This is a genomic window from Streptomyces sp. B5E4 (genome assembly GCF_039871555.1).
Lineage (GTDB): Bacteria > Actinomycetota > Actinomycetes > Streptomycetales > Streptomycetaceae > Streptomyces.
The window spans coordinates 1-25,012 of record NZ_JBDPMI010000055.1 but is presented as its reverse complement, the minus strand read 5'-3'; the positions used below and the strand labels follow the sequence as shown (position 1 = coordinate 25,012).

Annotated in this window: 22 protein-coding genes and 2 pseudogenes; 9 read left to right on the top strand and 15 right to left on the bottom strand. The window is 70.5% G+C overall.

Translation table 11 applies throughout. The annotated features are described in order from the left end of the window. The first annotated feature begins 163 nt into the window (after positions 1 to 163). The 3 genes from ABGA99_RS35905 (at position 164) to ABGA99_RS35895 (ending at position 2,848) form a co-directional block, all read left to right on the top strand. A complete protein-coding gene (locus tag ABGA99_RS35905) occupies positions 164 to 328 on the top strand; it encodes a hypothetical protein (protein ID WP_347581844.1) in 165 nt (54 codons plus the stop codon). 220 nt (positions 329 to 548) lie between these two features. After that, on the top strand, positions 549 to 1,388 hold the full coding sequence (locus ABGA99_RS35900) for a DUF899 family protein (protein WP_347581845.1): 840 nt from the start codon (positions 549 to 551) through the stop codon (positions 1,386 to 1,388). Between the two features lie 443 nt (positions 1,389 to 1,831). Then, complete coding sequence (locus ABGA99_RS35895) at positions 1,832 to 2,848, top strand: hypothetical protein (RefSeq protein WP_347581846.1); 1,017 nt, start codon at positions 1,832 to 1,834, stop codon at positions 2,846 to 2,848. A 226-nt stretch (positions 2,849 to 3,074) separates the two neighbouring features. Here ABGA99_RS35895 and ABGA99_RS35890 read toward each other — a convergent pair whose 3' ends face one another. The 3 genes from ABGA99_RS35890 to ABGA99_RS35880 form a co-directional block, all read right to left on the bottom strand. Further along, positions 3,075 to 3,923 (bottom strand): IS5 family transposase, encoded by an 849-nt coding sequence (locus ABGA99_RS35890; RefSeq protein WP_347581847.1) that lies wholly within the window; start codon positions 3,921 to 3,923, stop codon positions 3,075 to 3,077. A gap of 72 nt (positions 3,924 to 3,995) precedes the next feature. Continuing rightward, positions 3,996 to 4,415: a RacP protein gene (locus ABGA99_RS35885; protein ID WP_347581768.1), complete on the bottom strand. Its 420-nt coding sequence runs from the start codon at positions 4,413 to 4,415 to the stop codon at positions 3,996 to 3,998. Between the two features lie 2 nt (positions 4,416 to 4,417). Further along, positions 4,418 to 5,419 carry a DUF6192 family protein gene (locus ABGA99_RS35880; RefSeq protein ID WP_347581769.1) on the bottom strand — a complete coding sequence of 334 codons (1,002 nt, stop codon included), beginning with the start codon at positions 5,417 to 5,419 and terminating at the stop codon, positions 4,418 to 4,420. 967 nt (positions 5,420 to 6,386) lie between these two features. On the opposite strand from ABGA99_RS35880, the gene ABGA99_RS35875 reads away from it, so the two are divergent. From ABGA99_RS35875 to ABGA99_RS35860, 4 genes are all read left to right on the top strand, one after another. Then, entirely contained in the window at positions 6,387 to 7,142 is a 756-nt protein-coding gene (locus ABGA99_RS35875) for a (5-formylfuran-3-yl)methyl phosphate synthase (RefSeq protein ID WP_347581770.1), read from the top strand. A gap of 8 nt (positions 7,143 to 7,150) precedes the next feature. Next, positions 7,151 to 8,554: an aldehyde dehydrogenase family protein gene (locus ABGA99_RS35870; protein ID WP_347581771.1), complete on the top strand. Its 1,404-nt coding sequence runs from the start codon at positions 7,151 to 7,153 to the stop codon at positions 8,552 to 8,554. Positions 8,555 to 8,556: 2 nt separating this feature from the next. Beyond that, positions 8,557 to 9,663, top strand: a complete 1,107-nt coding sequence (locus ABGA99_RS35865) for an NAD(P)-dependent alcohol dehydrogenase (protein ID WP_347581772.1) — start codon at positions 8,557 to 8,559, stop codon at positions 9,661 to 9,663. Positions 9,664 to 9,743: 80 nt separating this feature from the next. Next, positions 9,744 to 10,649, top strand: coding sequence for a class I SAM-dependent methyltransferase (locus ABGA99_RS35860; protein WP_347581773.1), 906 nt, complete (start codon positions 9,744 to 9,746; stop codon positions 10,647 to 10,649). A gap of 153 nt (positions 10,650 to 10,802) precedes the next feature. On the opposite strand, the gene ABGA99_RS35855 is transcribed toward ABGA99_RS35860, so the two are convergent. After that, positions 10,803 to 11,336, bottom strand: a complete 534-nt coding sequence (locus ABGA99_RS35855) for an EF-hand domain-containing protein (protein ID WP_347581785.1) — start codon at positions 11,334 to 11,336, stop codon at positions 10,803 to 10,805. Between the two features lie 333 nt (positions 11,337 to 11,669). Here ABGA99_RS35855 and ABGA99_RS35850 point away from each other — a divergent pair, with 333 nt between their 5' ends. Beyond that, positions 11,670 to 11,942, top strand: coding sequence for a hypothetical protein (locus ABGA99_RS35850; protein ID WP_347581774.1), 273 nt, complete (start codon positions 11,670 to 11,672; stop codon positions 11,940 to 11,942). A gap of 130 nt (positions 11,943 to 12,072) precedes the next feature. Here ABGA99_RS35850 and ABGA99_RS35845 read toward each other — a convergent pair whose 3' ends face one another. The 4 genes and pseudogenes from ABGA99_RS35845 to ABGA99_RS35830 form a co-directional block, all read right to left on the bottom strand. Next, positions 12,073 to 13,116, bottom strand: a complete 1,044-nt coding sequence (locus tag ABGA99_RS35845) for an SGNH/GDSL hydrolase family protein (RefSeq protein ID WP_347581775.1) — start codon at positions 13,114 to 13,116, stop codon at positions 12,073 to 12,075. Positions 13,117 to 13,660: 544 nt separating this feature from the next. Further along, positions 13,661 to 14,977 (bottom strand): NAD(P)/FAD-dependent oxidoreductase, encoded by a 1,317-nt coding sequence (locus tag ABGA99_RS35840; protein WP_347581776.1) that lies wholly within the window; start codon positions 14,975 to 14,977, stop codon positions 13,661 to 13,663. Positions 14,978 to 15,422: 445 nt separating this feature from the next. Further along, a pseudogene (locus ABGA99_RS35835) lies at positions 15,423 to 15,634 on the bottom strand (alpha/beta fold hydrolase); the annotation flags it as partial. Positions 15,635 to 15,709: 75 nt separating this feature from the next. Then, entirely contained in the window at positions 15,710 to 16,549 is an 840-nt protein-coding gene (locus ABGA99_RS35830; RefSeq protein ID WP_347581777.1) for an AraC family transcriptional regulator, read from the bottom strand. A 121-nt stretch (positions 16,550 to 16,670) separates the two neighbouring features. On the opposite strand from ABGA99_RS35830, the gene ABGA99_RS35825 reads away from it, so the two are divergent. Further along, complete coding sequence (locus ABGA99_RS35825) at positions 16,671 to 17,000, top strand: hypothetical protein (RefSeq protein ID WP_347581778.1); 330 nt, start codon at positions 16,671 to 16,673, stop codon at positions 16,998 to 17,000. Positions 17,001 to 17,811: 811 nt separating this feature from the next. Here ABGA99_RS35825 and ABGA99_RS35820 read toward each other — a convergent pair. The 7 genes and pseudogenes from ABGA99_RS35820 to ABGA99_RS35790 form a co-directional block, all read right to left on the bottom strand. After that, positions 17,812 to 19,038 (bottom strand): ABC transporter permease, encoded by a 1,227-nt coding sequence (locus tag ABGA99_RS35820; RefSeq protein ID WP_347581779.1) that lies wholly within the window; start codon positions 19,036 to 19,038, stop codon positions 17,812 to 17,814. Next, a pseudogene (locus ABGA99_RS35815) lies at positions 19,035 to 19,822 on the bottom strand (ABC transporter ATP-binding protein). The gene ABGA99_RS35820 and the pseudogene ABGA99_RS35815 overlap by 4 nt, the downstream one beginning before the upstream one ends. Next, on the bottom strand, positions 19,819 to 21,120 hold the full coding sequence (locus ABGA99_RS35810; RefSeq protein ID WP_347581780.1) for a peptidoglycan-binding domain-containing protein: 1,302 nt from the start codon (positions 21,118 to 21,120) through the stop codon (positions 19,819 to 19,821). The pseudogene ABGA99_RS35815 and the gene ABGA99_RS35810 overlap by 4 nt, the downstream one beginning before the upstream one ends. Then, positions 21,117 to 21,671 carry a hypothetical protein gene (locus ABGA99_RS35805; protein ID WP_347581781.1) on the bottom strand — a complete coding sequence of 185 codons (555 nt, stop codon included), beginning with the start codon at positions 21,669 to 21,671 and terminating at the stop codon, positions 21,117 to 21,119. The genes ABGA99_RS35810 and ABGA99_RS35805 overlap by 4 nt, the downstream gene beginning before the upstream one ends. 145 nt (positions 21,672 to 21,816) lie before the next feature. Further along, the gene (locus ABGA99_RS35800; RefSeq protein WP_347581782.1) at positions 21,817 to 23,391 is read right to left on the bottom strand and encodes a HAMP domain-containing sensor histidine kinase; all 1,575 of its coding nucleotides are present in this window, start codon (positions 23,389 to 23,391) and stop codon (positions 21,817 to 21,819) included. Next, complete coding sequence (locus tag ABGA99_RS35795; protein WP_347581783.1) at positions 23,388 to 24,116, bottom strand: response regulator transcription factor; 729 nt, start codon at positions 24,114 to 24,116, stop codon at positions 23,388 to 23,390. The genes ABGA99_RS35800 and ABGA99_RS35795 overlap by 4 nt, the downstream gene beginning before the upstream one ends. 166 nt (positions 24,117 to 24,282) lie before the next feature. After that, positions 24,283 to 24,723 (bottom strand): VOC family protein, encoded by a 441-nt coding sequence (locus ABGA99_RS35790; RefSeq protein WP_347581784.1) that lies wholly within the window; start codon positions 24,721 to 24,723, stop codon positions 24,283 to 24,285. Between the last annotated feature and the right edge of the window lie 289 nt (positions 24,724 to 25,012).

Here is a 25,012-nt window from a genome sequence, read left to right as displayed (position 1 = left end):
ATCACCGACGGCATTCCGCACCTCCACAGCCACGCCGACACGACGTGCTCTGCCTGCCACAGAAACCCCGACACTATGCCTGACCAGCGATAACACGGTGATCAAGTACGGAAAGACAACGGCTTCTTAGCCGGATCCCCCGGCCGAGAGGAGAAAACAGCCCATGACCACCCCCACCCCGCCCCCGGCGCCGGACTCCCGGCCCTTCCTCGAACTGCGCATCGGCGGCGTACATCTGGTCGTCCAGCACGTCCCGTACCGGCTGCTGACGTTGATGAGCACGGCCGCCGGCGCCCTCGGCGGAGCCGTATGGGTCACCGGCCGCTGACTCCCACGCCGAGCCACAGGCCGACCTACATCCGGATCGCATCACCGAGGCTGATCGCGTGGTCGACGACTGGGGCTCCGGCTGTCCTACGCACTGCGGACGCCGTCGCCAGCCGCAACGCCCACCTGCGCCGCAGTCGGGACGTCGCGCTGAAGCCCGACGGGCGACTACGTTGCTGAGAAGATCCGTAGTCACAACGAAGCGATCCCAGGAGCCGGTGATGGACGAGAATCCGAGTGAGGCGCAACCGCCGGTGGTCGACCGCGCGACCTTCGAGCAACAGTTGGAAGAGCTGCGGGCAAGGGAGAAGGCCCACACCCGCGAAGGAGACGCGATCGCCGCCGCGCGCCGCAGGCTCCCGATGGTCGAGGTGGCCGCGGACAGCCAGTTGCTGGGGCCAGACGGTCCCGTGACGCTCCTGGATGCGTTCGAAGGCCGACGTCAGATGATCGCCTACTACTTCATGTGGTGGCCCGGCCGGCCGGCCGCCGAGCAGTGCGAAGGCTGTACCTGGGTGATGAGCCACGTAGGCGAGCTGGCCTATCTGCACTCCCGCGACATCACCTTCGCCGTCTTCTGTCAGGGGCGGAACACCGCCTACGGCTTCGGGGACGCGCAGACGTCCTACGAGGAGAGCCTGCGCTACCGGGCTTTCATGGGCTGGACGATGCCGTGGTACTCCGCCCAGCCCTCGCTCGAGTCGCTTCTTGTCGGCCGCGAGCTCGGCTTGTTCCACCTGGTGTGCTACGTGCGCGACGGCGACCGTGTCTTCGAGACGTACTGGACCAAGCGTCGCGGGGCCGAGGCGGTGGACTACAGCTACGCGCTCATGGATCTCACGGTGTTCGGACGTCAGGAGGACTGGGAGGATTCACCGGCAGGCTGGCCGCGCCTCGGGCAGGCCACCCGGACCCTGGGCGGGGCTCCCGACTGGCCGCCGCTGTGGGAGTGGCCGGGTGGACGTCCCACAGCACAGTGGCCGCGCATCGACGCCGACCACTCCGATGACCTGGGCACCACCGGCACCGGCCCGGCGACCGACCCCGATCACTGCCACTGAGCTACTTTCGGCATGGCCATCGATCGGGTGACGCCCGAGGCACGTAACAGGCGAGTCCCTCGGGCGGTTGATCGAGATGTCTGCCCTCCACCCCTACGCCCGCTCCCGTCTGCGCTCATGTCCGATAGTCCGAGTCCGCTCAGTACTTGTTTTCGAACCCTGGATGGCCGCGGGCACTCTGAAGGAGCGCGTGGTGCGAGAAACCGCGTGACCTGATCACTGAGCTGCTCGTCGGGGGAGATGTTCACGTCGGTGGAAGTAGCTGCCGAACAATGCCGGTGGTGCTGTACTCGTGGAAGCAAGCGACTGGGGGCCCAGGAGTTTCGGCGGTCGCACGTCGGCAACGGCTGGTCGGCTGGTGCTGTAGCGGTTGAGAAGCTGTGGCTGAGTCCTGCATGACAAGTCGAGCCTGAGTCGGATCCGCGGTCGAGGAGGCGATTTCCGTGCACACGTCGGACATGCTGGAGGCCGAGGGGGTGTCGCTGGTCAACCGTGGCTTGGCGTTGTGGAACCAGGGTCTGCGTGAGGAGGCTGTGACCACCACTCGGCAGGGCATCGCGGTATGCCGCCAACTGGCCGTGGCGGAACCCGCCAAAATCAACCACCTGGCGCTCGCTTTGAGCAACCTGGGCGGCATGCTCATCGACTGGGGCCGACCGGCCGAGGCCATTCCCGTGCTCGAGCATTCGATCAAGATCACTCGAATCTACAGCGACAAGAGCCACGAGTTCACCGCCGACCTAGCGGGAGCGCTGAAGAACCTCGGCAGCGCCCTGAAGGAGCGCGGGTCTCAACCAGAGGCGATCGCGGCCTTGACCGAGTCGATCGCGACGTATCGGAGCCTGGTGGAGCAGGGAAGGCCGCAGTACGAGGTCCCCTTGGCCCGGGCGTTGAACAGCCTGGGAAACACCCGCGGCCTGGTCGCCGAGGCAAGGGACGACTTTGACGCGGCCATCGCTCTCCTGCGCCGTGAGGATTCCGAGGAGGCGGCGATGCAGCTGGCCGCGACGCTGGCCAGTCAGTGCGGAGTCCTGATGCACCTGAACGACCACGGGCGGGCCATGGCCCGCTCCGAGGAGGCGGTGGCGATCTTCCGACGGCTCGGCGAAGCCAACCCCACGGGGGTTGAGCCGTACTTGGCCAGTGCGCTTCCCACCATGGCGGAGGCATTAATGGCCGTCGGCCGGCTGGACGAGGCGCACACCGCCGCCACCGAGGCGATCGGGATCATCCGCAGATCCTCCGCGGCCAATCCGGACGGGTGGCGACAGCGCTTGATCCGCGCGCTGCGCCTGCTCAATGACCTGCTCCCCGCACTGAACCGGCACGCGGAGGCGGCCGCTGTCGCCGAGGAACTCGCGCGGCTGGTCGAGGAAGACCGCCACGATGTCAAGGCTCTTCACCGGCCCGCCCCCGAGGAGCCGAAGGGGTTCTTCTCACGCTTTAAACGCAGGCGCTGACAAACTGTGTCGGGTCGGCCGACGTGTCACCGGCCGGGCCGCGCTCGGGTGGGTCACGATCCAGTCCTCGTTGGCCATCTTCCGGGCTTCGTCCTCGGTGTCCAGCAGGTCCACCATCATGCAGGTCAGGTGATCGAGACCTCGATCTGGTCGATCATTTCGGCGAAAAGATCGGAGTGAAGTCCGCGCGCGTCGACCAGATCGCCAAGGGCAAGTGACCAGACGCTCAGATGTCGGCCGGCGTTGGCTTCCGCGGCCAGCTCGGGGTGGCGCCCTTCCGCGCGAGTCGCCTGGTCATGAGGGTGATGGCTGCCCAGGTGATCAGGGTCTCGGAGTGCTGGATGAGCCGCTCGTAGTCCCTCGCGTGGCGGCGGGCGTGCATCATCCACGCGAGTGAGCGTTCGACGACCCAACGGCGGGGCAGCACGATGAAGCCGGAGGCGTCCTTGGCGCGGCTGACGGGCTTGATGGTGAGGTTGAGGTGCTGTTTCGCCCAGCCCACGAGCTTCCCGGCGTAAGCCGAGTCGGCCCATACGATCGTGATCTCGGGATGCATCAGCCGCAGGCGGAAGAGGACTTCCTTGGCCGCCGCGGCGTCATGCAGGTCGGCGGGGGTGACCATGACAATGAGGGGAAGGCCGCGTGTATCGACGACCAGGTGACGCTTGCGACCGTTGATCTTCTTGCCCGCGTCATAGCCGCGGGTGGCCCTGGAGACGGTCTCAGCGGCTTTCACGCTCTGGGAGTCGATGACCGTGGCCACCGCCCGGGGGCCTTTGCCCATGTCCCGGCGGATCCGGCCGGCGAGGTGGTCGCGGATCTGGCCGATGATCCCGGCGGCTGCCCAGCGGGCCATGAACCCCCAGACCGTGCGCCAGGGCGGGAAGTCCGCAGGCAGGGCCCGCCATTTGCAGCCGGTGTCGACGACGTATCGGATCGCGTCGACGATCTCCCGCCGGGGATGCTTCTCGGGCCGGCCGCCGCGGCTGGTCTCGCAGGCCGGCTCCGGCAACAGCGGTTCGAGCAGGGCCCATTCCGTGTTCGTGGTGTCGGAGGGATAGCGACGCTGACGCATGACTGCGGCTTCCCTCCGGATCGGATGGGGAGGGGCGCCCGGCCGGAGGCCGGGCGCCCCTCCCGGTGGTGGTCAGGCAGAGACGACGAGATCGAGAGTGGATTCGATGGAGTTGAGCTGGGCGACGATGTGACGTACCCACTTGTCGCCCGGGTGGGCGGCGGCGTGCGGGGCGACGGTGCCGGTGATGAACCGGCGGAACTCGGTGAGCTTCTCGGCCAGCACGGCCCGCTCGTATGCCTCCAGCGCGGCCCGTTCGGCGCCGAGCTGGTAGCCGTCGGCCCGGGTCCAGATCAGTGGTGGCCAGCCGTTCTCGGCGATGATGTCGCGCAGAGCGGCCAGCCTGGACCGGACCTGGCTGGGGGAAAGTCCGCTCGCGCGGGTCAACTGAGGGAAGAGCAGCCCTGCTGGTCTGGCCTCGAACAACACGAACCGCAGAGTGTCCGCGTGCCGTTGGGCGGCCTCGCCCCGGCGCCGTGAGGCGCGGGGCACGGCTACTCGCCCCGCAGCATGCGGGCGAGCTCGCCGTCTATGTCGACCTTGCCCGTGTCGACCGCGGTCTCGATCCAGTCGAGCGTCGCCCGGACCTTCGCGACGTTCTCGTGCACGATCGTGCGTTCGTCCTCGCCGAGCGTGCGGTCGCGCAGGCCGGGAACGGCCCGGCCGACCGCGGCGACGAAAGAGTGGCAGGCGGTGACCAGGTCGAGGAACTCCACCGTCCGGTCGATCTTCTTCACCGCCGGTGCGACGGGGCTGGTGTCCTCGAAGTGGTCCCGGGCTTGCCGGGACCGTTCGACCTGGGCATGGTTGACCTGGAAGCGGGCGGTGTCGTCGCTCATCGCCCTGAACGCGACGTCCGGCCGGCGCAGCAGGTTCGTGGCCGCCGTGGTGGCCACGTGCTCGTCGCGGGTGAACTCCTCCACCACCCGGGCCTTGTCCACCGTGGTCACCTTGGCCGTCACCTCGGGCCGCTTCAGGAAGTCGCTGGTCACCGACGCGGCGACCTGGTCGTCCCGGGCCAGCGTGTGGATCGCGGTGATCTTCTCCTTCGGCGTCACGGGCGTCTCGACCCGGTTGCCGACCCGCCGGCTGGCGTCGTCCGGCGTCCACCGGGCCTTGCCCCCGGGTGGCGTGAGGATCGCGTCGAACCGTTCCTGATCCTTCTCGATGTAGGCCAGGATCCGGTGAACGGTGTAGGAGACGCCCCTCTGGCGGCGGTCGGCCGGCCAGCGCGAGGACGTCCACCTCGCCGACTTCACCGTGCTGAACTTCAGGCCGATGTCCTCGGCCAGCCGCGTGAGTGTCGTGGTCACCGACCACTCCGAGTCCACCCCGTGGTGGCCACCCGGCTCCCTCATCGGCTCGATCTCCAGAGCGCGGTCCCCGATCGTGAACTGCCCGCGCGTCTGCTGTTCCACCACGTCCCGCAGCTCGGACACGATCTGCTCATAACGGGACTGGCTGACGCTTCCGACCTTGTCGATCTCCTCCGGCATGGGTTTCACCACCCATGCGGGCCGCAGCACGGAGCTGGCGTCCGTGACGTGGACACGACCCGCTAGTCGCCGAGAGTCGGACCGGAAATCCACTGATCACAATGATTGACCTTAAATGACCGGGTTCTGAGCGGAGTTGGACTCAGAATGCGTTCGCGATGCGGTCACTGTGCCCGTTCGCCGAACGTTTCCTTCCGGCGCCGCCAGGCCCTCACCACACACCGGCGCGAGCAGTACGCGGCATTCGACCTCCGGTCGACGCCAGCCACCCACCGGGTCCCGCACTCGGGACACTCAACCTCGCCCGCACCGCCCAGCGCGGCTGCCGTGAGCCTGCGCAACCGCCGTTCCGTACGCCACTGCCTGGCACGACACGCCGCGGAACAGAACAAGGCGTCAGGCCGCGAACCCGTCCTCAGCCGGTCGCCACAAGCCCGACAGTTCCTCTCCCCGGCCCGCCCGGTGTCCTTGGACACCACGCCAGCGTAGAACCCAAGGCAACTCAGAACCGGGGATCAGAAACACGCACTCAGCGCTGGGCGCGTTCGGGGTGAGGCTGCCGCGCCTGGAGCGCACGCTCGGCAGCAAGATTCCCAGCCGTACAGACACCTCCCGCTGTGTCTGCGGGTCGACGACAGACCTCGATGTGCTGACGGGACACCCGGGCCAGTGCTCCTCAGCGTTCGCGGTACTGCCGTGCCGCCGCGAGGCCGCGCTCGAACGGGGCCGCCCGCCCCTAGTTCTCACCAATGCCACGTGCTATTCGCCAACCGGACCAATCGTTAGCTGTGGGTTGATTTGTTCGACTATGTACGGCGCGTTGCGCGTGGGCATGAGCGCCCTTGACACTCTGTGCGCCCTCCCGATTCCTGAGGGTGACGGAAATGATGAGCGCACCGCACATCAGCCAGGTGATCCGCGGTCCCCTGTCCCTCGGCCGGGCGGACTGGCGGCGAAGGAGGTCAGGGTGCTGCTTCTCATCTCCCCGGACGGTATCGAGGAGGCTCTCGATTGCGCGAAGGCGGCGGAGCATCTCGACATCGTCGACGTCAAGAAGCCCGATGAGGGCTCTCTCGGCGCGAACTTCCCCTGGGTCATCAGGGAGATCCGCGACGCGGTCCCGGCGGACAAGCCCGTGTCCGCGACGGTGGGGGATGTCCCGTACAAGCCCGGCACGGTGGCCCAGGCTGCGCTCGGAGCGGTCGTCTCGGGGGCCACGTACATCAAGGTCGGCCTCTACGGATGCACGACGCCTGATCAGGGCATCGAGGTCATGCGCGCGGTCGTCCGGGCGGTGAAGGATCACTGCCCGGACGCGCTCGTCGTCGCCTCGGGCTATGCCGACGCCCACCGGATCGGCTGCGTCAATCCGCTCGCCGTGCCCGATATCGCCGCCCGATCCGGCGCCGACGCGGCCATGCTCGACACCGCCGTCAAGGACGGCACGCGGTTGTTCGACCACGTTCCGCCGGACGTCTGTGCGGAGTTCGTCCGGCTGACTCACGCGTCCGGTCGGCTCGCGGCCCTCGCGGGCAGTGTCACGCAGGCCGACCTCGGCCCGCTGACTCGCATCGGTACGGACATCGTGGGCGTGCGGGGAGCGGTCTGTGAGGGCGGTGACCGCAATACCGGAAGGATCCAGCCGCATCTGGTGGCCGCCTTCCGGGCGGAGATGGACCGGCACGCCCGAGAGCACGCCGTCGGCGTCTCCTCCACACACTGACCGCGGTCATGCCGACCTCTGAGGCCGATCGTGTCCCCGGACACCCGGCCGTACGTTTCGCCGTCGTCGATCCGGCCACCGGGGAAGCTTTCGACGAGGCTCCCGATCAGCAGCCGGACGAGTTGGACGCCGTCATCGACCGGGCGCACCGGGCCTGGCACGGTTGGCGGGCCGACCCCGTCGCGCGCACCGCTGCGTTGCGCGTGGCGGCCGACGCGGTGGAGGCGGCCGGCGATGACCTCGCCCGGTTGCTCACCCGGGAACAGGGGAAGCCCCTGGCCGAGTCGTACGCGGAGGTCGCCCGTACGGCGGCCCGCCTACGCTACTTCGCAGACCTCGCCCCCAAAACCCGGCGAATCGTCGACGGCCGGCCGGTGCGCAGCAAGATCCGCTGGCGACCGCTCGGGCCCGTCGCCGCGATCGTGCCGTGGAACTTTCCCCTCCAACTCGCGGCGGCGAAGTTCGCGCCCGCGCTCGCGGCGGGCAACACCATGGTCCTCAAACCGTCCCCGTTCACCCCTTTGGCCACCCGGCTGCTCGGTTCCGTCCTTGCCACCGTCCTGCCCGAGGACGTCCTGGCCGTCGTCACCGGCCGCGAACCCCTCGGTGCCCGTCTCGCGTCCCATCCGGGCATCCGCCACGTCACCTTCACCGGTTCGGTGTCCACCGGGCGGGCCGTCGCCGAAGCGGCGGCGGCCTCGCTCGCCCGGGTCACTCTGGAACTGGGCGGCAATGACGCTGCTGTCCTGCTGGACGACGTCGAGGTGGACCGGATCGCGGACCGGCTGTTCTGGGCGGCGTTTCGCAACTGCGGGCAGGTCTGCATGGCGGTCAAACGCGTCTACGCCCCGGCCCGCCTGCACGCCGAGGTCGTCGAAGCCCTCGCTCAGCGCGCGAAGACCGTCGCCGTCGGGGCCGGCCTCGACCCGGACACCCGGCTGGGCCCTGTCAACAACGCCCCGCAGCTGGCCCGCATTGAGCAGGTCGCACAGCAGGCTCTGGCGGGCGGTGCCCGGGCGGCGGCGGGCGGCCACCGGCTGGACGGGCCGGGTTACTTCTTCGCTCCCACGATCCTCACCGACGTGCCGCCCGGCAGTCCGGTGGTGACCGGGGAACAGTTCGGACCGGTTCTGCCGGTACTGCCGTACCGGAGTCTCGATGAAGCCGTCGACGCGGCCAACGGCACCGGCTTCGGACTGGGCGGCTCCGTGTGGGGCACTGATCTCGACCGGGCCGAGGCGGTCGCCGAGCGGCTCGAATGCGGCACAGCCTGGGTCAACCATCATGCCGAACTGTCCCTCGCCCAGCCCTTCGCAGGTGTCAAGGACAGCGGGGTCGGCGTCGCGGGCGGGCCGTGGGGGCTGTACGGCAACCTCCGGCCGTTCGTCGTCCACCGCCCGCAGGAGGCGTGACGATGAGGTTCCAGGCAGCCGTATTGCGCTCGTACGAGAACCCGTTCACGGTCGAGGAGGTGGTTCTGCGGACAGAGCCCGCCATCGGCGAGATCCTGGTCGAGATCGCGGGCACCGGGATGTGCCGGACCGATCTTGCGGTCCGGCGATCCGCCGGCCGGACCCCTGTGCCGACCATCCTCGGCCATGAGGGCGCCGGGGTCGTGGTGCGGACGGGGGGTGGCCCGGACGCCGCGATCGGCGTCGGTGACCACGTCGTGCTGAGCTTCGACTCCTGCGGACACTGCCGGACCTGCCGCGGCGCGGCCCCGGCCTACTGCGACTCCTTCGCTTCCCTCAACCTCTTCGGGGGGCGCAAGGAGGAACCGCCGCGGCTCACCGACGCGACCGGTCAGGCACTGGCACCCCGGTGGTTCGGGCAGTCCTCGTTCGCCCAGTTCGCCCTCGTTCCGGCTCGCAACGCCGTACGGGTCGACCCCGCACTACCGCTCGAACTGCTCGGGCCCCTCGGCTGCGGTTCCCTCACCGGCGCCGGAGCCGTGCTGAACACCTTCGGCGCAGGTCCCGGCGACACCCTCGTGGTCTTCGGCGCGGGAGCGGTGGGCCTGACCGCGGTGATGGCGGCCACCGCCGCAGGTGTACTGACCGTGGCCGTCGACCTGCATCCCGAGCGGCTCGCTTCGGCCGAGCGGTTCGGCGCGACCCCCCTGCCTGCCGCCTCACCCGACCTGCCCGAACGGATCCGGCGCCTGACCGACGGCGGCGCCCAGTACGCGCTGGACACCACGGCCTCACCCCCGCTCATCAACAAGGCGCTCCAGGCCCTGCGTCCCACCGGCAGCCTCGGCCTGGTGGCACGCCTCCACCACCCACTGGCGCTCGAACCGGGCACGCTCGACCGTGGCCGCAGCATTCGCCACATCTGCGAGGGGGACGCTGTACCCGGAGTACTGATACCCAGGCTGATCGGACTGTGGCAGGCCGGACGCTTCCCCTTCGACCAACTGATCCGCACCTACCCGTTGGCCGGCATCAATGAGGCCGAACGCGACTGCGACGCGGGCCGTGTGGTCAAACCCGTCCTGCTCCCGGAGAGAACAAACCGATGAGCGAGGCACGCGGTACCGAGCACTCACCCCATCCGACAAGTGAGCATCTCACATCCCCCACTTCCGGCGACGGAGGAAGCATGGCAGGCACGACGCCCCAGCACACAGACGTGGAAGGCGTGGAGGGAGGTGTGGGCCTGACCGCCCTCCTGGTCGCCGCGGCACGGGCCATCGAGACCCACCGACACGACAGCCTGGCGCAGGACGCCTACGCGGAACACTTCGTGCGCGCGGCTCCCGCCTGCGTGAGCTGGCCGGTGCGCACCGAGCAGGTTCCGGACGGGGACAACAACCCGCTTTGGGGGCGGTTCGCCCGCTACTTCGGCCTGCGGACGAGGGCGCTTGACGACTTCCTCCTCCGGTCGGTCGGTGCGACCGCCCGCCAAGTGGTCCTGCTGGGAGCAGGGTTGGACACCCGTGCCTTCCGGCTGGATCTTCCGTCCGACTGCGTCATCTTCGAGATCGACAGGGCGGGCGTGCTGGCCTTCAAGCAACGGGTGCTCACGGACCTGTCGGCTGCCCCGAAGGTGAAGCGCGTCCCCGTACCGGTCGACTTGCGCGAGGACTGGGTCAGCGCGCTGACGACCGTCGGCTTCGACCCGGCCGCACCGAGCGTCTGGCTGGCCGAGGGGCTCCTCTTCTACCTGCCGGGCCCCGCCGAGACGTTCCTCATCGACACGGTGGACAGGCTGACCACCGGAGGCAGCGCTCTGGCCTTCGAAGCCAAGCTGGAAAAGGACCTGCAGGCGTACCGCGACAGCCCGATCTACACGGCGACGCGAGAACAGATCGGCATCGACCTGCTCCACCTCTTCGACAAGGGGCCGCGACCCGACTCCACGGGCGACCTGACGGCCAAGGGCTGGTCCACCTCGATGCGCACGCCCTTCGACTTCACCCGCCGGCACGGACGCGGCCCTCTCCCCGAGCCCAACGATGCCCTGGAGGGAAACCGGTGGGTGTTCGCACGCAAGCCCTCGCCATGACGCCCGCAACGCTCACGACGACGTCCGCACGGGGACAGAGGGCGGAGCCCCGGCCGCGGCCCCGCTCGGTGGGACGCGTCCCGATGGAAGCCGGCGATTCGGCTACGTCGTAGCGGTGCCGCCCACGGCCGGGAAAGCCGCTGACGGACCGTGTCAGACGGCCCGGGCAGTGACCAGTTGGTCACCCGGGATCCCGGCCATGTCCGGCGCGTAGTAGTCCTTGATGCCGGCGGCCCAAGTGGCCACGGTGATGCGGTCCTCGGCGTCCGGACCGAAGGCGTCGAAGAGGGCGTGGATGTTCGCCTCCTCGAAGCCGATCGCCCTCATCAGCGATACGAAGAGGGGGCGCTCGATCAGGCCGTCCCCGTCCGGGTCGCCGAGCGCGGAGAGTGCCTCGGCGAACTCGGCGATCGTGGGACCGAAACGCTCGGGGTCGAGCACGAACGGACGGAACTCGTCCACGGTGATCACACCGTCGCCATTGGCGTCCAGTTCAGTGGCCAGCGTCGTCCAGTAGTGGCGGAACGCGGCCCGGATGGCGGCCTTGGCGCGGTCGTCCGAAGCGGCCGCCGCCCTCAGAACACGGCCAGTCATCAGGTCGAAGTCGTCGGAGTCGAGGACTCCGTTGCCGTTGGCGTCGAAGAGGGAGAAGACCAGCTCGATCCGCTTGGCGGCCTCATCTCGCATTTCCATCACCTGTCTTCTGCGACCCGACGATTCCGGGCCTGGGCCAATGACGGCCTCTACTCAACCGCGCTGGGACACACGAAAATCTCCTGCCGACTGCACTGATGCAACCAAACGACCACGATGCCAGCGGCCTCGACTGCCTTCCCAACCCAGCGCGTGTAGCGGCCATGACCCATAGAACCGCCATAACGAGGCCGCAGGCTCTCGATCTTCGCTTCTGGTGATAGAAGGACTGCTGAATGTACGTATGTGAAAAGTCGGATGCCTCGCCTGTGACAACCAGACTGCTTCGACCGATACCATTCGGCAGCCCATGCAGCGTCCGCGGAAGTGCTACGTGCCTACGCTGCGAAGAAGCGCGCCGAGCTGGCTGCTCGGCGCGGCGACGCCGCCCGGCAGATGCAGGCCGTCACTGACGAGAGGGCCGTCCACGCCTTGGACCGTGCGCTGACCGCCCCGCCCGTCGCCCCCGAGGCCGGTGCCCCGATTCCCGGCCCTCAGCCCGACCTGCGCGAGTGCGCAGACCACGTCGACGACGTCCGCGTCATCCAATACGTCACCGCGCTGCGCGCCGTCATCGCGGTGGGGTGCGTCGAAGCCTGACGGCCGACTCCCCTGCGGTGCCCCCGGAACGCCCGGCGGCGAGGCCCCAGGACGCGGGTCCTGGGGCCTCGTTCAGGGGCGGACTACCCCGGTCGGGTCGCGGGGCGTCCGGTGTCGGCAGCGGGGCCGGTCAGCGGTTGAGGACCGATTCGGTCTTGGCGGCTACGTGCTGGGCCTGGAGGTCGCGTCCCTTGTCGTTCGGGTGTGCGTACCACGGAAGCCACTGGCCGTCGCTGCCGATCTGGGAGTTCTCCAGCAGGCCGCCGATGCCCCGGTCGGCGCCGTCGCAGGCCGTGTTGGTGCCGGTCTGGTCGTAGAGGTCCACGAAATCGGCGCCACCTTCGGCGTCGGCGACGGCTTTCTTCATGACCTCTTCCAGCCGCTTCTGGATCTGGTCCAGGACCGGCATGGCGTCCTTGGGGATGTCGGCGAGTGGCAGTTCCGTCTGGCCGGGTGCCGGGGTCAGGCACTTGTCGGTGTCCTCGGGTACGAGCCTGGGATAGCCGACCAGGACGCGCTTGGCGTCGGGGGAGAAGTACGCCATGCGGTCGAGCATTTCCTCCAACTCCCACCCGACCTGCTCGAACCGGTCATCCAGCCACAGCTTGCCGTCCCCGGATCCGAAGAACTCGGCGCACCTGCCGGCCGGTTCGTCTCCGTCCACGGGCGCTCCGGGCAGCAGGTTGTGCTCCTCGGCACGGAGCTTGTCGGAGCACTGCTTGAGGATGTGGGTGAAGCCGAGCGTGTTGCCGCCCATGCTGCCCACGACCAGTTGGGTGTCGGCCTTGAGCGCCTCCTGCTGCGGCGGGACCTTCAGGCCGCTGCCGGGCAGCGTCTCCTGCTCCTCCCAGAAGTGCCGGATGAGTGCGCCTCCGCACGAGACGTCCGACTGGACGTCGAGCGTGATGCTCTTGTCCGCGAGACGCCGGGCGGCGGTAGCGGGGTAGTTCTCCTTCGCCTGGAAGCAGAAGAGCCTGTCGCCCTCCTGGTAGGGGGCGATGCCGAAGTCGGCGGTGTACGAGTCGCCGAAGAAGACAGTCGGCACCGGGTCGGCGGGCGCCGCGTCGGCGGTTCCCGCCGGGACGGCAAGCGCCAGGCAGCCCAGCGAGACGGCCGCGGCGGCCAGCCGCCGTGCGCCCGGAGTTGTCGTCGTGTTGCGCATGGTCGAAGGCATGGCTGTGCCCTTTCGCTGAGCCCACAAGGAGAGAGAAGGAAGTGGAATTCTGCGCTCCGCATTTACTCACGGACGGAAGATGATGGCGCACTGACGCCCAAGCGCAACCGGGTGATCTCGGGCAACCCCGTCACGCACGTCTATTGCTCCTGGTCGGAGCCGGTGCACAACCGAGGGGCCCAGAGGTGATCACTACCCGAAAGGAGGCAGAGCCGTCCCGTCCGCCAAGCGGGGCCGGCAGCGGGCCATGCGGCGAGAGGGTCGGCGGCTTCTCCAGCCAGCAGGCAGCGCCGTACGGACGGACGTCTGCCGAAGGCGAGTTCCACGGCCGACGCGGCTGCTTCCGCGTACTCGGCCGGAAGGTGGAGGACATCGAGCGGCGCTGGGTGGCGCGTACGGGCCGCCCCTGGCCGGGTGCTGAGTGAGTGGGAGCTCCGCCGCGGTGCCGGGCATGGCAGCACTCCGCCGTCGTGGGTATGAGCAGGGGTGTACTTCCACCCCCTACCGAGGCGAAAGCCGAGGTCGCCTTCCAGCCCAGCGCGGGTCACTCCTGGCCGTCGGGGATGCGTGGTGTCTCCGGCGAGGCGGTGTCCAGGGGGACCGACCAGGGGCCGACGAGTCCGAGTTGCACCGCCTGCCGCGGCAGCAGTGCGTCCATGGCCCAGTCGACAGCGACCCGGGTGCGCCCGGAGGGCATGGCCAGCAGGTGGTAGCCGCGGGTGAGGGCGGCGGCGAGTGGGCCCGCGATCTGCACGCCGAAGGGGTCGGCGGCCGCCTTGACGCCACCGAGGTCGACGGCGAAGCCGCGCGGATGGTGCCCGTACGGCTGCTGCTGCCCGCCGGTGAGGGAGGCGGCGACGTTGCGGCCGGCGAGTCGGCCCTGGGGCACCGCGTGCTGCGCGGTCATCGTCGTGTACTCACCGGGCCTGTTCGGGTCCGGCACGGCGGCGGCGTCGCCGCAGGCGTACACCTCGGGGTGCCCGGGCACGTTCAGGAACTCGTCGACGATCAGCCGGCCCTTCTCCAGCGGCAGGCCCACGGACTCCACCAGCGGGTCCGGCCGCACGCCCACGCACCAGATCAGCGAGCGGGTGCCGACGAACTCGCCGTCGTCCAGCAGCACACCGTCGCGCGTCGCCTCCTTCACCGACCTCCCGGTGCGCACGTCGACGCCACGCCGGCGCAGCACGTCGGTGGCCGAGCGGGACATCCGTTCGTCCATCTCCGGCATGATGCGCGGGGCGATGTCGAGCAGCATCCAGCGCGGGCGCGGACCGCCGCGCTGGTCGTCGTAGCGGCGGGTCAGCGCCTTGGTGAACAGCGCGCCGTGCGCCGCCACCTCGGTGCCCGTGTAGCCGGCGCCGACGACGACGAAGGTGCGGCGCGCTGCGCGCTCCTCCTCGTCCTTGGTGCTTGCGGCCAGCTCGATCTGCCGGGTGACGTGATCGCGCAGGTACAGTGCTTCGGGGATGCCGCGGAAGCCGTGCGCGTGCTCGGCGACGCCCGGGACGGGCAGCAGCTTGCTGACGCTGCCGACGGTGACTACCAGCCGGTCGAACGAGGTCTCGCCGCGGTCACCCTCGGGACCGGTCCACAGCACCCGTCCGACGTCGAGGTCGACGGTGTCCACCTCGCCGAGCACCAGCTGCACGCGCGGCCGGAGCCCGGCCAGCGGGACGCAGATGTGGCGCGCTTCGAGTACGCCCGTGGCGACGTACGGCAGCATGGGAACGTACAGGAAATAGTCGTTCGGGTTGATGAGCACGATCTCGGCGGCGTCCGGCGCTCGCCGGGCCAGCGTGCGAGCAGCCTGGTAGCCGGCGAAACCGGCCCCCACGACCACGATCCGTTCGCGCGGCACGCGATCCGTCACCTCCGCAGAAGACGACGAGTCCTACGCCCCGGGTCTCCCTGCAGCATGCGATAAAACATCCAGGGACGCCACCCGGGGCCCCTGCGCGGATCCCGGTCCGCTCGCGGCTCCCTCTACCGACCTGCGTGCCCGCCAGACAGGCATGAGCCCCGTCCCTACCTCCGACGCATCCCGAGTTCGTTCAGCGCGTCGGCGCACTCCGGCGTCAGGCTCGCCGGATGCCTGGTCGACCACGATCTCGATGTGCTTCCGACCGACCCGCTCCAGCATCCCTTCACGCGACGCAGCCGATGCACCTCGCGGCGTATGAGGCGCGGGTGCGGCGAGTGCCCTGTTTCGTCTGCGCCCGTGGTACCGCCGCCGCGGCTTCGTCTCAGGTGACCCGGCCTAGCGTCGGGAGCACGAGCTGATCCACGACAATGCTGACGGTCGCCTCCGAGACGCCGTAGCCGGGCATGTCCCAGACGCAGATCTGGAGCGGTCGGCCAGCGCCCGGGCGACGGGCCGCCACAGGTACGACGAGAACGGTGTGCCGTGCAGCAGCACCAGCGATCCCGCGTCTGCGGCGCCGAGCCGGTCCCACCGGACGACGCCGGAAGTGCTCTCGAAGGTACGGGACAGGCGCCCATCCGCCGTGCAGTCCACTACCGCGCGCCATGCCGGCGCGGAGACATCCGGGTCGATGCACAGCTTGTCCTCGCCGCCGAGGACGTGCTGCGGCTACGCCGCGGCGGGCGTGGACGGGCCGCCGGTGTTCAGCAGACGACGCAGCGCGGTGGGTGAGTGGCCGAGGTGGGCGCGTAGCGTCCGGGTGAGGTGGGCGTGGTCGGCGAAGCCGAGATCGGCGGCGAGGCCGGACAGGTCGGACTCGCCCGCCTCGATGCGGTCGAGTGCGTGATGGATACGTACTTGAAGACGGAACTGGCTGAGTGTCCGTCCGTGGTGGCGGTGGAAGATCCGGCTGAGGTGGTGCGGTGAGACGCCGACCGCGCGGGCCAGGTCGGCCGGGGAGAGCGCGGCCGGGTCGGCGGCCAGCAGATCGCGGGCGTCGCGCACGATGCGCCGCTGGGCCCGCAGCGTGGCCGGGCGCTGCGCCCCGGCGGGCCGCGGGGCGGGCTGCCGCAGGACGGCGGTGGCCAGCCGGGTCGCCTGCTCGAACAGGCTGAAGGGGTCTGTGCCGCGCCGGGTGTGACGCAGCAGGAGGCGGTGGCGCAGTTGCGTGCGGCCGTCGACGACGACGGGCCGGTCGGGCAGCCGTGCGCCCCCCGAGGTGAGGTCGTCGAGCAGGGGCGGGTCGAGGGTCAGGACGGTGCATATGTCGTGGGCGCCGGCGCGGTGGGCGATGGTCTGCTCATCGCCGGGGGTGGCGGCGAAGGCGCTGACGGGATCGAGGGTTGCCTGCCAGCCGCGCAGCCGCATGGCGTACGTGCCCTGTCGGATGAGGATCAGTGCGTGACGGGCGTGGGCTCGTACGGGCCACCAGCGGTCGGTGCCGGAGTGCATGCGCTGCTCTTCGAGGGTGAAGCCGTCTCCCCGGGCGAGAGGCATCGTGTGCCGCATCGCCACATCGTAGGCCGGAGTGCGGAACGAGCACGGATGTTCAAGCGGGCGCCACGCGGCCGGGTCGAGAGTGTTGCCCGGGGAGGACCCCCACCCGCCACCGTACGAGAGGACACCGACGATGATCCTGCGAGACTGGGGCGCCACCGCCACCCCCGTGGGCGCCGGGGAGTACGCCAGGCACTTCACGGCCGCGGTGCTTCCGCGGCTGCGTGCGCTGCCGGGCTTCCACACGGCCTTTCTGCTGACCCGGACCGACGCGCGGCTCGTACGCATTCGCGTGCTGACCGTGTGGGAGTCTTTCGACGCCGTCCGCGCCTTCACCGGCCCCGACACCGCTGTCGCCGCGGTAGAGCCCGGGGCCCGGTCGGTCGTCCTCGACTACGACCGCACGGTTGACCACTTTGAGATCGCCGACCTGCCCCCGGCGGCCCCGGACGACCTCCGGTGACCGGCGCGCAGCCGGGGGAGCATGGCCGGTGCGCCCGTCGTCGCACAGCGCGCCGTATCCGGGCAACCCGTCTCCAAAGAGGGCGAGTTCGCGGCGCGCGCTGACGTTACGCCGCCTCTTCTTGGGCGAGGGGGGCGCCGGGGCGGCCCGGACGAGCAGGGGCGGCAGGCCGGTCAGGTCCGCGGTCGGCGGGCTGACGGCCGGGTGGTCGCCCAGGTAGCGGGTCGCCACGCACCGGGCGAGGTCCTGCTCCGGGTTCGAGGGTTCGGTGTCGTCGGCCTCCGCGGGAGCGACGCCGGCCGCGAGGGGGCAGAGATTCGAAGCGGATAACGACCTCCCTACCTGTGTCGTCTCCCGCACCCTGCCGTCCGGCGAGGTCGCCTGGAACGCCACCCTCCTTGCCGGTGACACGGCCAAGGAAGTCGACCGCCTCAAGGAGCAGCTCGGCGCGAACATCCTGATGTGCGCACCGGCGAAGTCGACCGGACCCTGCTGGAGCACAAACTCGTCGACGAGTACCACCGGTGGATGTGGCCGGTCGTCGCCGAAAGCGGCGACCGCATCCTGGACGGCATCGGCATCATGCGCCTGAGGCTCGCGAAGACGACCACGCTTGCCTCCGGCGTCGTCCTCTCCTACGCGGCGACGTACCCCGGGCCTCTCGCGGTCCGTCCCGGCGCGATCCGGGACGGACCGCGGCCTGCCGCCTCCCCGGTGCCCCTCGCTCGCCTACCGGGCCGCCCGCAAAAGGGACTTCGAGAACGATCGCACCGTGTGGGTGGGCACGATGTGCCCACCCACACGGTGGGTATCACGTGGCGGCGAGGGCTTCCGTGGGGGGCAGGCGGGCGGCGCGGAGGGCGGGGTAGAAGCCCGCGAGCGTGCCGATGGCGAGGGTGGCGCCGACACCGCCGGCCATCGCCCACAGGGGTACGACGGCGGGCCAGCCCTGGTATGAGGCGTAGCCGGCGGTGACGCCGATGCCCAGGAGCACGCCGCCGATCCCGCCGAGGGCGGACAGCAGCAGCGACTCACACAGGAACTGGGTGCGTATCTGGCCGCGGGTGGCGCCCAGCGAGCGGCGCAGGCCGATCTCCGCGCGCCGCTCCAGCACCGAGATGACCATGGTGTTGGCCACCCCGACGCCGCCGACCAGCAGTGCCACCGCGCCGAGTCCGAGCAGCAGTCCGTTGAGCGCGTCGTCGGTGGCCTGCTTCGCCACCAGTGCGTCGGAGGGGCGGGAGACCTTGACGGAGGTCGGCTCCTGCGGGTTCGCCGTGGCGCCGAGCACGGCCTGGACGTCCTCGACCGCCGTTTCCTCGGTGCGGGTGTAGATGGTGGTCGCGTAGCCGTTGAAGCCGACCTCCTGCTCCGCGGCCGGCCAGCCGATGAGGGCGGCGGCGTCGAGTTCCGGGGCCAGTTCCGTGGGGGCGAGCAGTCCGACGACGGTGAACCACTGCTCGCCCAGCCAGACCTGCACCTCGGGTCCGGCGGCGTGCACGCCGAGTTGGGCCGCCGCGTCGGGGCCGAGTACGACGGCCGGGTAGCCGGCGTCGGCGGTGTTCAGCCAGCGCCCGCCGGTGACCCGGGCGCCGACGGTCGCGGGCAGGTCGGTACGCGCCGCGTAGACGCCGATGCCGCCGGTCTCCTCGGCCGGTATGTGGTCGTTGCGGTAGACGCGGGCGTCGGTCAGGCCGACGGCGGAGACGGACTGGACGGGGGCGATGTCGCCGATCATCTCGGTGGCCTCGGCAGGCAGGTGGGCCTCGCCGCCGCCGACGGTCTCACCGGGCGCGACGGTGAGCAGGTTGGTGCCCAGTGCGTCGAGCTTGCGGTCCAGTTCCGCCGTCGAGGATGTGGAGATACCGACCGCACCGATCATGGCGGCGATGCCGATGGCGATCCCGAGCGCGGAGAGGAAGACACGCATGGGACGCGAGCGCAGCCCGGAGCCGCCGGTGCGCAGCACGTCGAGCGGGCTGAGCCGGGCGGGCCTGGGGCGTTGCGCGGGTCCGGCCGGAGGTGCGGTGGCGGTCATGGCCGGGCCTCCCCGAGGACGCGGCGGTGGTGGGAGTCGGGGCGTCGGCTGGTGGGACGGCCGGTATGAGGGTGGCGGGCGTGGTGGCGTTCCTCGGCGGTGTCGGTCTCTATCCGGCCGTCCCTGAGACGCACCTCGCGTGGCAGCGCGGCTGCGATCTCCCGGTCGTGGGTGATGACGACGACGGTCGTGCCGGCCCGGTGCAGGTCATACAGCAGCTCCATCACCGCCGCCCCGGAGCGGGAGTCCAGCGCACCGGTGGGTTCGTCGGCGAGCAGCAGCGCCGGTGCGTCGGCCACCGCGCGGGCGATGGCGACGCGCTGCTTCTCGCCGCCGGACAGCTGATGCGGCTCGTGGCCGAGCCGGTGCCCGAGGCCGACGCGGCGCAGCGTCTCCTCGGCCAGTCGGCGCCGGCGGCGCAGCGGCTGTCCGCTGTAGAGCAGCCCGTCGGCGACGGCGTCCAGCGCCCGGACCCCCGGGGCCAGGTGGAACTGCTGGAAGACGAAGCCGATGGTGGTGGCACGCAGTGCCGACAGCTCACGGTCGCTCAGCTCGTCGATGTCGTGGCCGTCGACGCGGACGGCGCCGGTGGTGGGGCGGGCGAGGTGCCCATGATGTTGAGCAGGGTGGACTTGCCGGAGCCGGACGGGCCGACGACGGCCAGCAGTTCGCCGCGGCGCACGGTCAGGTCGGCGCCGGCCAGGGCGTGCACGTCCGCGTAGGTCTTTGACACGCCGCGTAGCTCCAGCACCGGGGCGGCGGGGACGCCGTTCGCGTCACTCACTTCGGGACTCCCACGACCATGCCGGCACTGACGCCCTCGCCGGAGACCTCGACCATGCCACCGGCGAAGATGCCGAGCTCGACGGGCACGTACGAGATGCCCTTGGCGCCGATCGTCTCCAGCGCGTAGCCACCCTCCTGCAGCGCCACCAGGGCGTTGATCGGCACGGCGAGTACGTCCTCGCGGGTCTCGGCGGTGACGGTGACGTCGACGGGCGCAGCCTCGTAGCGGCCCAGCCTCTTCTGCTTGCCGACCGCGAAGGTGACCGGCAGTGTGGCCTCCGCCGCGGTGCCCGACGCCGCGTCGCCTCCGCCGGCGTCGGAGGGCTCGGCGGTGGCCGCGGTGCCCACGTCGGTGACCTCGGCGTCCACGGTGGTGCCGTCGGGCAGTTCGACGGTGCCCTCGGTGCCTTCGTCGACCAGGTCCTCGTACTGCACCTCCAGGTCGACGGTGACGATCCGTTCGGTTCCGGTCCAGGTCAGGACGTCCCCGGACGGCGCGCTGCCGCGCACGGCCTGGACGTCGGCGATCCGCCTGGCCCCGTCGGCGACGACGGCGTCGCCCGGGGCGACGGTGCCGGTCTGCTCGCGCCCGAGTTCCTCCTGCCAGCTCTCGACGGCGCTTGCGGTGCCATCGGTGTACGTGTCGTCGACGGTGAAGCCGGAGTGGCCGAGCGCCGCGAGGTTGGCTTCGAGTATCTGGACGTCCTTGCCCTCGGCTCCCACGTCGAGGGTGCGGTAGAGGGGGGTCGAGCCGTACAGCAGCGGCACCTTGGCCTCGTCGATGCTGTAGACGGCCGCGCCCCGCTTGATGACGTCGCCTGCGTCCGGAAGCCAGGTGACGACGCCGCTGCCGGCCGCAGCAGCCCCGTCGCTCTGCGCGTCTGCGGACGAGTCGGCTCCTGAGTCGGCCGCGAGGCCGGAGGAGTCACCGCCGGGCGTGGGCTGGGCGGGGCTGGCGGACTGGACGGCGGTCGCGACCCCGTAGCCGAGGTTGCCGTCGACGGTCTCGGTGCGGGTGAGCGTGGTGCGTTCCACCTTCGCGGTCTTCGGCGGGGCGGACGGCGCGGTCGTGTCCGGATCGCCGCCGTCACCGCCGAAGGCGCCGGTGGCGGCAATGCCGACCACGCACGCCACCGTGACGACGGCGACGCCCGCCACGGCCGTACGCCCTGAACGTCCCCGGCCGTGCTTCGGCGGCGGATTCCCGGAAGCGGCGGTGCCGGCGCCGGCGTCATCCTGGAAGCTGCCGTCCTCGCTTCCGCCGGGCTGCCTGCCGGTGTCGTCCCGGGGGGTCACCGGTCGCCTCCGGAGCCCACGACGAGCATGTCGCGGCAGGTGTCCAGCGCGCTCTGGTAGTCGGCGTCCTCCGTCGGCATGGCCTGGGGGTCGATGCCCTCGGGGCCCGGGTCCTCCATCGCCACACCGTTGTCGCGCATGCAGTCGGTGAACTCCTGCAGCGCCTCCGGGTTCTCCTTGCTCTCCCCGGCGTCCTGCAACGATTGCGGGGCCACGTCACGGCAGGCGTCGAGACCCTCGCTCAGGGCCTTCCGGTCGGCGCCGCCGCCGACGATCTCCGTGAGGTCCAGCTTCCCGGTCTGCGGGTCGGGGTCCTCCATCTCGATGCCGTTGGCGCGCATGCAGTCGACGAACTCCTGCGCCTGGGCCGCGTCGTCTCCGTCCGAGTCGTCCTTGGCGCCGGCGGACTTCCCGTCCTCGACGGTGGCCACCTGAGAGCTGTCGTCCCCGCCGGATCCGCAGCCGGCCAGCAGCCCCGTGGAGGAGACCGCCAGTGCCGCCAGCAAGGCCGCCGTCGCCCGCATGCGTATCCATGTCCTGTTGCGCTTCATCGCCACTCCTCGTCGTCGCTGTTCGCTACGAGCGGCGATGCTGGCAGCCCAGCCTGGCCGTGCTCTGCTCCCTGCCTCGACAGGGCCTGAAAGAAAGCTGGAAGTCACGCACGAGCGCGAAGTACGAGCGGAATACGGGTCCGTCTCAGTCCACCGGGAGGAGCAGGCGGAAGACCGCCCCCGAGCCGGCCGGCCGGTCGGCAAGCTCGATGCGCCCGCCGTGCGACTGCGCCAGTCCGGCGGCGATGGCGAGGCCGAGACCGCTGCCGCCGCGCGGGCGCGCCGTGTCGGCCCGGTAGAGCCGCTCGAAGACGTATGGGGCGTGCCCGGCCGGCACGCCGGCGCCGGTGTCGGCCACCTCCACCACCGCGCCCGCCGTCCCCGCGGCGGGCCCTGTGCCCGCCACCGCCACGACGGCGTCCCCCGCATTCCAGCCGGCGACCGACCGAGAGCCCTCGCCCACCGGATGCTCGCCCGCGGTGGCCCGTCCCACTCGCACCGTGATGACGGCGTCCGGTGGGGTGTGCCGGTCGGCGTTGGCCAGCAGGTTGCCCACCACCTGCCGCAGCCGCAGCGGGTCCCCGGGCACCACCACGGGCTCGGGCAGGCCCGTGTCGTCCAGCCCGGCCAGGCGGATGTGCCTCCCCGGCGACCTGGCGTGCAGATCGCGCAGCAGGTCGGCGCACAGCTCCAGCACGTCGACGGGGCGCCGCTCCAGCCCGCGCTCCTCGTCCAGCCGAGCGAGCAACAGGAGATCTTCCACCAGCACCCCCATCCGCTGAGCCTCGGCCTCGATCCGCCGCATCGCATCCGCCGGGTCTCCGCCACGCCGGTACAGCTCGGCGAAGCCGCGTATCGACGTCAGCGGCGTACGCAACTCATGGGACGCGTCCGCGAGGAACCGGCGCAGCCGCTGCTCGGACTTCATCCGGGCGGCCATCTCCGACTCCACCCGGGTAAGCATCGCGTTCATCGCCCGGCCGAGCCGACCCGACTCGGTGTGCGCGTCCGCGTCGTCCACCCGGCGGGAGAAGTCACCTGCGGCGATGGCGCCGGCGGTCACTGTCATCCGCGTCAGCGGCCGCAGGCCTACCCGGACGACCAGCGCCGCGGCGAGAGCGAGCAGCGCCAGCACGCCCGTGGTGACTGCCAGGTCGATCAGCAGCAGCCGCTCGTACGTGGCCTGCACCGTCGCCAGCGACGTGGCGGTGACCATCAACTCGTCGTCCTCGTCGGACCCCTTGGCCCCCACGGCAACCCGCCAGTCGGCGTCCCCCTCCTCGGCGGGCAGCGTGAACGGCGGGTCGCCGGCGCGCGCGGCCAGGTCGGCGCGCCCCGGCAGCCGCGGCCCCGGCGACTCGGCCTCCTCGGGAAACTGCTCGATGCTGCCGTCCTCGGCGACCGCGTAGATCCGGGTGGTGGCCCCGGCGCGCTGCGACAGGATGTTCTCGACCGGGCCGCCGTCGCCCAGCGGCCCCGCCTTCAACTCCGCGATGCGCTCCCTGTCGAGGGCCGGCGAGTTGCCCGCGTTGGCCAGCTGCTGGTCCACCCGGTCGACGAGGTAAGCCTGCAACAGGAGCAGTGCTGCGCCGTTGACGGCAACGAGGGCCAGCGCGGCCAGCGCCGCCGTCACCAGCGCCAGCCGCGCCCGCAGCGTCCAACGCCAGCCCAGCGCCCGCCACCGGTCACGCCGCGTTTCCGAGGGCTCCGCGTGCGTCAACCCGGGCCCCGCGGCAGGCGCAGCGCGTAGCCGACGCCGCGCACGGTGTGGATGAGCCGCGGCCCGTGCGCGTCGAGCTTCTTACGCAGGTGGTAGACGTACGACTCGATGATCCGGCTGTCGCCGCCGAAGTCGTAGGACCACACCCGGTCGAGTACCTGCGCCTTGCTGACCACTCGCCCGGCGTTCGCCAGCAGGAACCACAACAGCCTGAACTCCGTCGGCGTCAACTCCACCAGACGCCCGCCGCGGCGTACCTCGTACGCACCCTCGTCCAACTCCAGATCCGCATAGCGCAGCACCTCGCTGTCCGCCGGCGCGGCCGACTCCGCCGGGACCGCCCTGGTGCGGCGCAGGATGGCCCTGATGCGCAGCACCACCTCCTCCAGGCTGAACGGCTTGGCCACGTAGTCGTCGCCGCCCGCCGTCAGGCCGGCCACCCGGTCCGCCACGGTGTCCCGCGCGGTCAGGAACAGCACCGGCACCCTGCCCCCGCCGGCACGCAACCGCCGGGCCACCTCGAAACCGTCGATGTCCGGCAGCATCACGTCCAGCACCACGAGCCCCGGAGCCCCCGCCTCAGCCGCCGCCAGCGCCTCGAACCCGCTCGCCGCGGTGAGTACCTCGAACCCGACGAGCCGCAGGGTCTGCGACAGCAGGTCGCGGATGTTCTCCTCGTCATCGACGACAAGGACGGTGGCGGGAGCATCAGGACTGAGGGTCACACCTCCCGGTGTAACGGAGAAACCTCAAAGAACCCTGAGAGCAACCTGAACACCACCACAACACACCGACGCGAACCACCACCTGCGCCGCATCGACGTATGCGCAGCGCCGGGACGGCCGTTGAAGTCACGGAGTTGCTCAACAGCCTCCCATCCGGCGACTGGCTCAGCGCAGTTGCTCGGCCAGTCCGACGATGATGCCCTCCGGGCCGCGGAGGTAGCAGAGCAGATAGCTGTTCTCGAACCGGGCGATCTCGCCGACGAGTTCGGCGCCGTGAGAGCGCAGACGGGCAACGGTGTCCTTGATGTCGTCGACGGCGAACATGACGCGGTGCGTGCCCAGAATGTTGTGCGGCCGGTTGCGCGGCCCGGTGCTGATCACCGCAGGGCTGCGGTACTTCGCCAGCTCGATCCGGCTGTGACCGTCCGGGGTCCGGACCATCGCGATGTCACAGCGGACGCCGTCGAGTCCGGTGCACTGGTCGGCGACGAGGCCCCCGACCTCCGCCCTGCCCTCCAGCTCCATACCGAGTTCCACGAAGAACGCGATGGCGGCATGCATGTCCTCGACGACGATGCCGACATTGTCCATCCGCTGAATCGCCACGCCGGCTTCTCCTTCGTCTCGTGCGGCCGGTGGTGGCCGCTGATGTCCCTGGGACGGAGCCGGTGACACGTTCTCGACATCGCAGACCGCCGAACGCCGCAATGACTTCGCACCGTGACGCTTTCTCGGAACGGAGACCCTGCCCCACCTCACGCATCCCCTCTGAGAAGCCGTTGTCTTTCCGTACTTGATCACCGTGTTATCGCTGGTCAGGCATAGTGTCGGGGTTTCTGTGGCAGGCAGAGCACGTCGTGTCGGCGTGGCTGTGGAGGTGCGGAATGCCGTCGGT

What these genes read in the sequence shown, in the direction of transcription:
- ABGA99_RS35820 (WP_347581779.1), bottom strand. Translation starts at nt 19,038, where the DNA reads ATGACCGCCACCGCACCTCCGGCCGGACCCGCGCAACGCCCCAGGCCC.
- ABGA99_RS35905 (WP_347581844.1), top strand. Translation starts at nt 164, where the DNA reads ATGACCACCCCCACCCCGCCCCCGGCGCCGGACTCCCGGCCCTTCCTC.
- ABGA99_RS35845 (WP_347581775.1), bottom strand. Translation starts at nt 13,116, where the DNA reads ATGCCTTCGACCATGCGCAACACGACGACAACTCCGGGCGCACGGCGG.
- ABGA99_RS35865 (WP_347581772.1), top strand. Translation starts at nt 8,557, where the DNA reads ATGAGGTTCCAGGCAGCCGTATTGCGCTCGTACGAGAACCCGTTCACG.
- ABGA99_RS35880 (WP_347581769.1), bottom strand. Translation starts at nt 5,419, where the DNA reads ATGCCGGAGGAGATCGACAAGGTCGGAAGCGTCAGCCAGTCCCGTTAT.
- ABGA99_RS35825 (WP_347581778.1), top strand. Translation starts at nt 16,671, where the DNA reads ATGATCCTGCGAGACTGGGGCGCCACCGCCACCCCCGTGGGCGCCGGG.
- ABGA99_RS35805 (WP_347581781.1), bottom strand. Translation starts at nt 21,671, where the DNA reads ATGAAGCGCAACAGGACATGGATACGCATGCGGGCGACGGCGGCCTTG.
- ABGA99_RS35855 (WP_347581785.1), bottom strand. Translation starts at nt 11,336, where the DNA reads ATGCGAGATGAGGCCGCCAAGCGGATCGAGCTGGTCTTCTCCCTCTTC.
- ABGA99_RS35870 (WP_347581771.1), top strand. Translation starts at nt 7,151, where the DNA reads ATGCCGACCTCTGAGGCCGATCGTGTCCCCGGACACCCGGCCGTACGT.
- ABGA99_RS35830 (WP_347581777.1), bottom strand. Translation starts at nt 16,549, where the DNA reads ATGCGGCACACGATGCCTCTCGCCCGGGGAGACGGCTTCACCCTCGAA.
- ABGA99_RS35860 (WP_347581773.1), top strand. Translation starts at nt 9,744, where the DNA reads ATGGCAGGCACGACGCCCCAGCACACAGACGTGGAAGGCGTGGAGGGA.
- ABGA99_RS35900 (WP_347581845.1), top strand. Translation starts at nt 549, where the DNA reads ATGGACGAGAATCCGAGTGAGGCGCAACCGCCGGTGGTCGACCGCGCG.
- ABGA99_RS35890 (WP_347581847.1), bottom strand. Translation starts at nt 3,923, where the DNA reads ATGCGTCAGCGTCGCTATCCCTCCGACACCACGAACACGGAATGGGCC.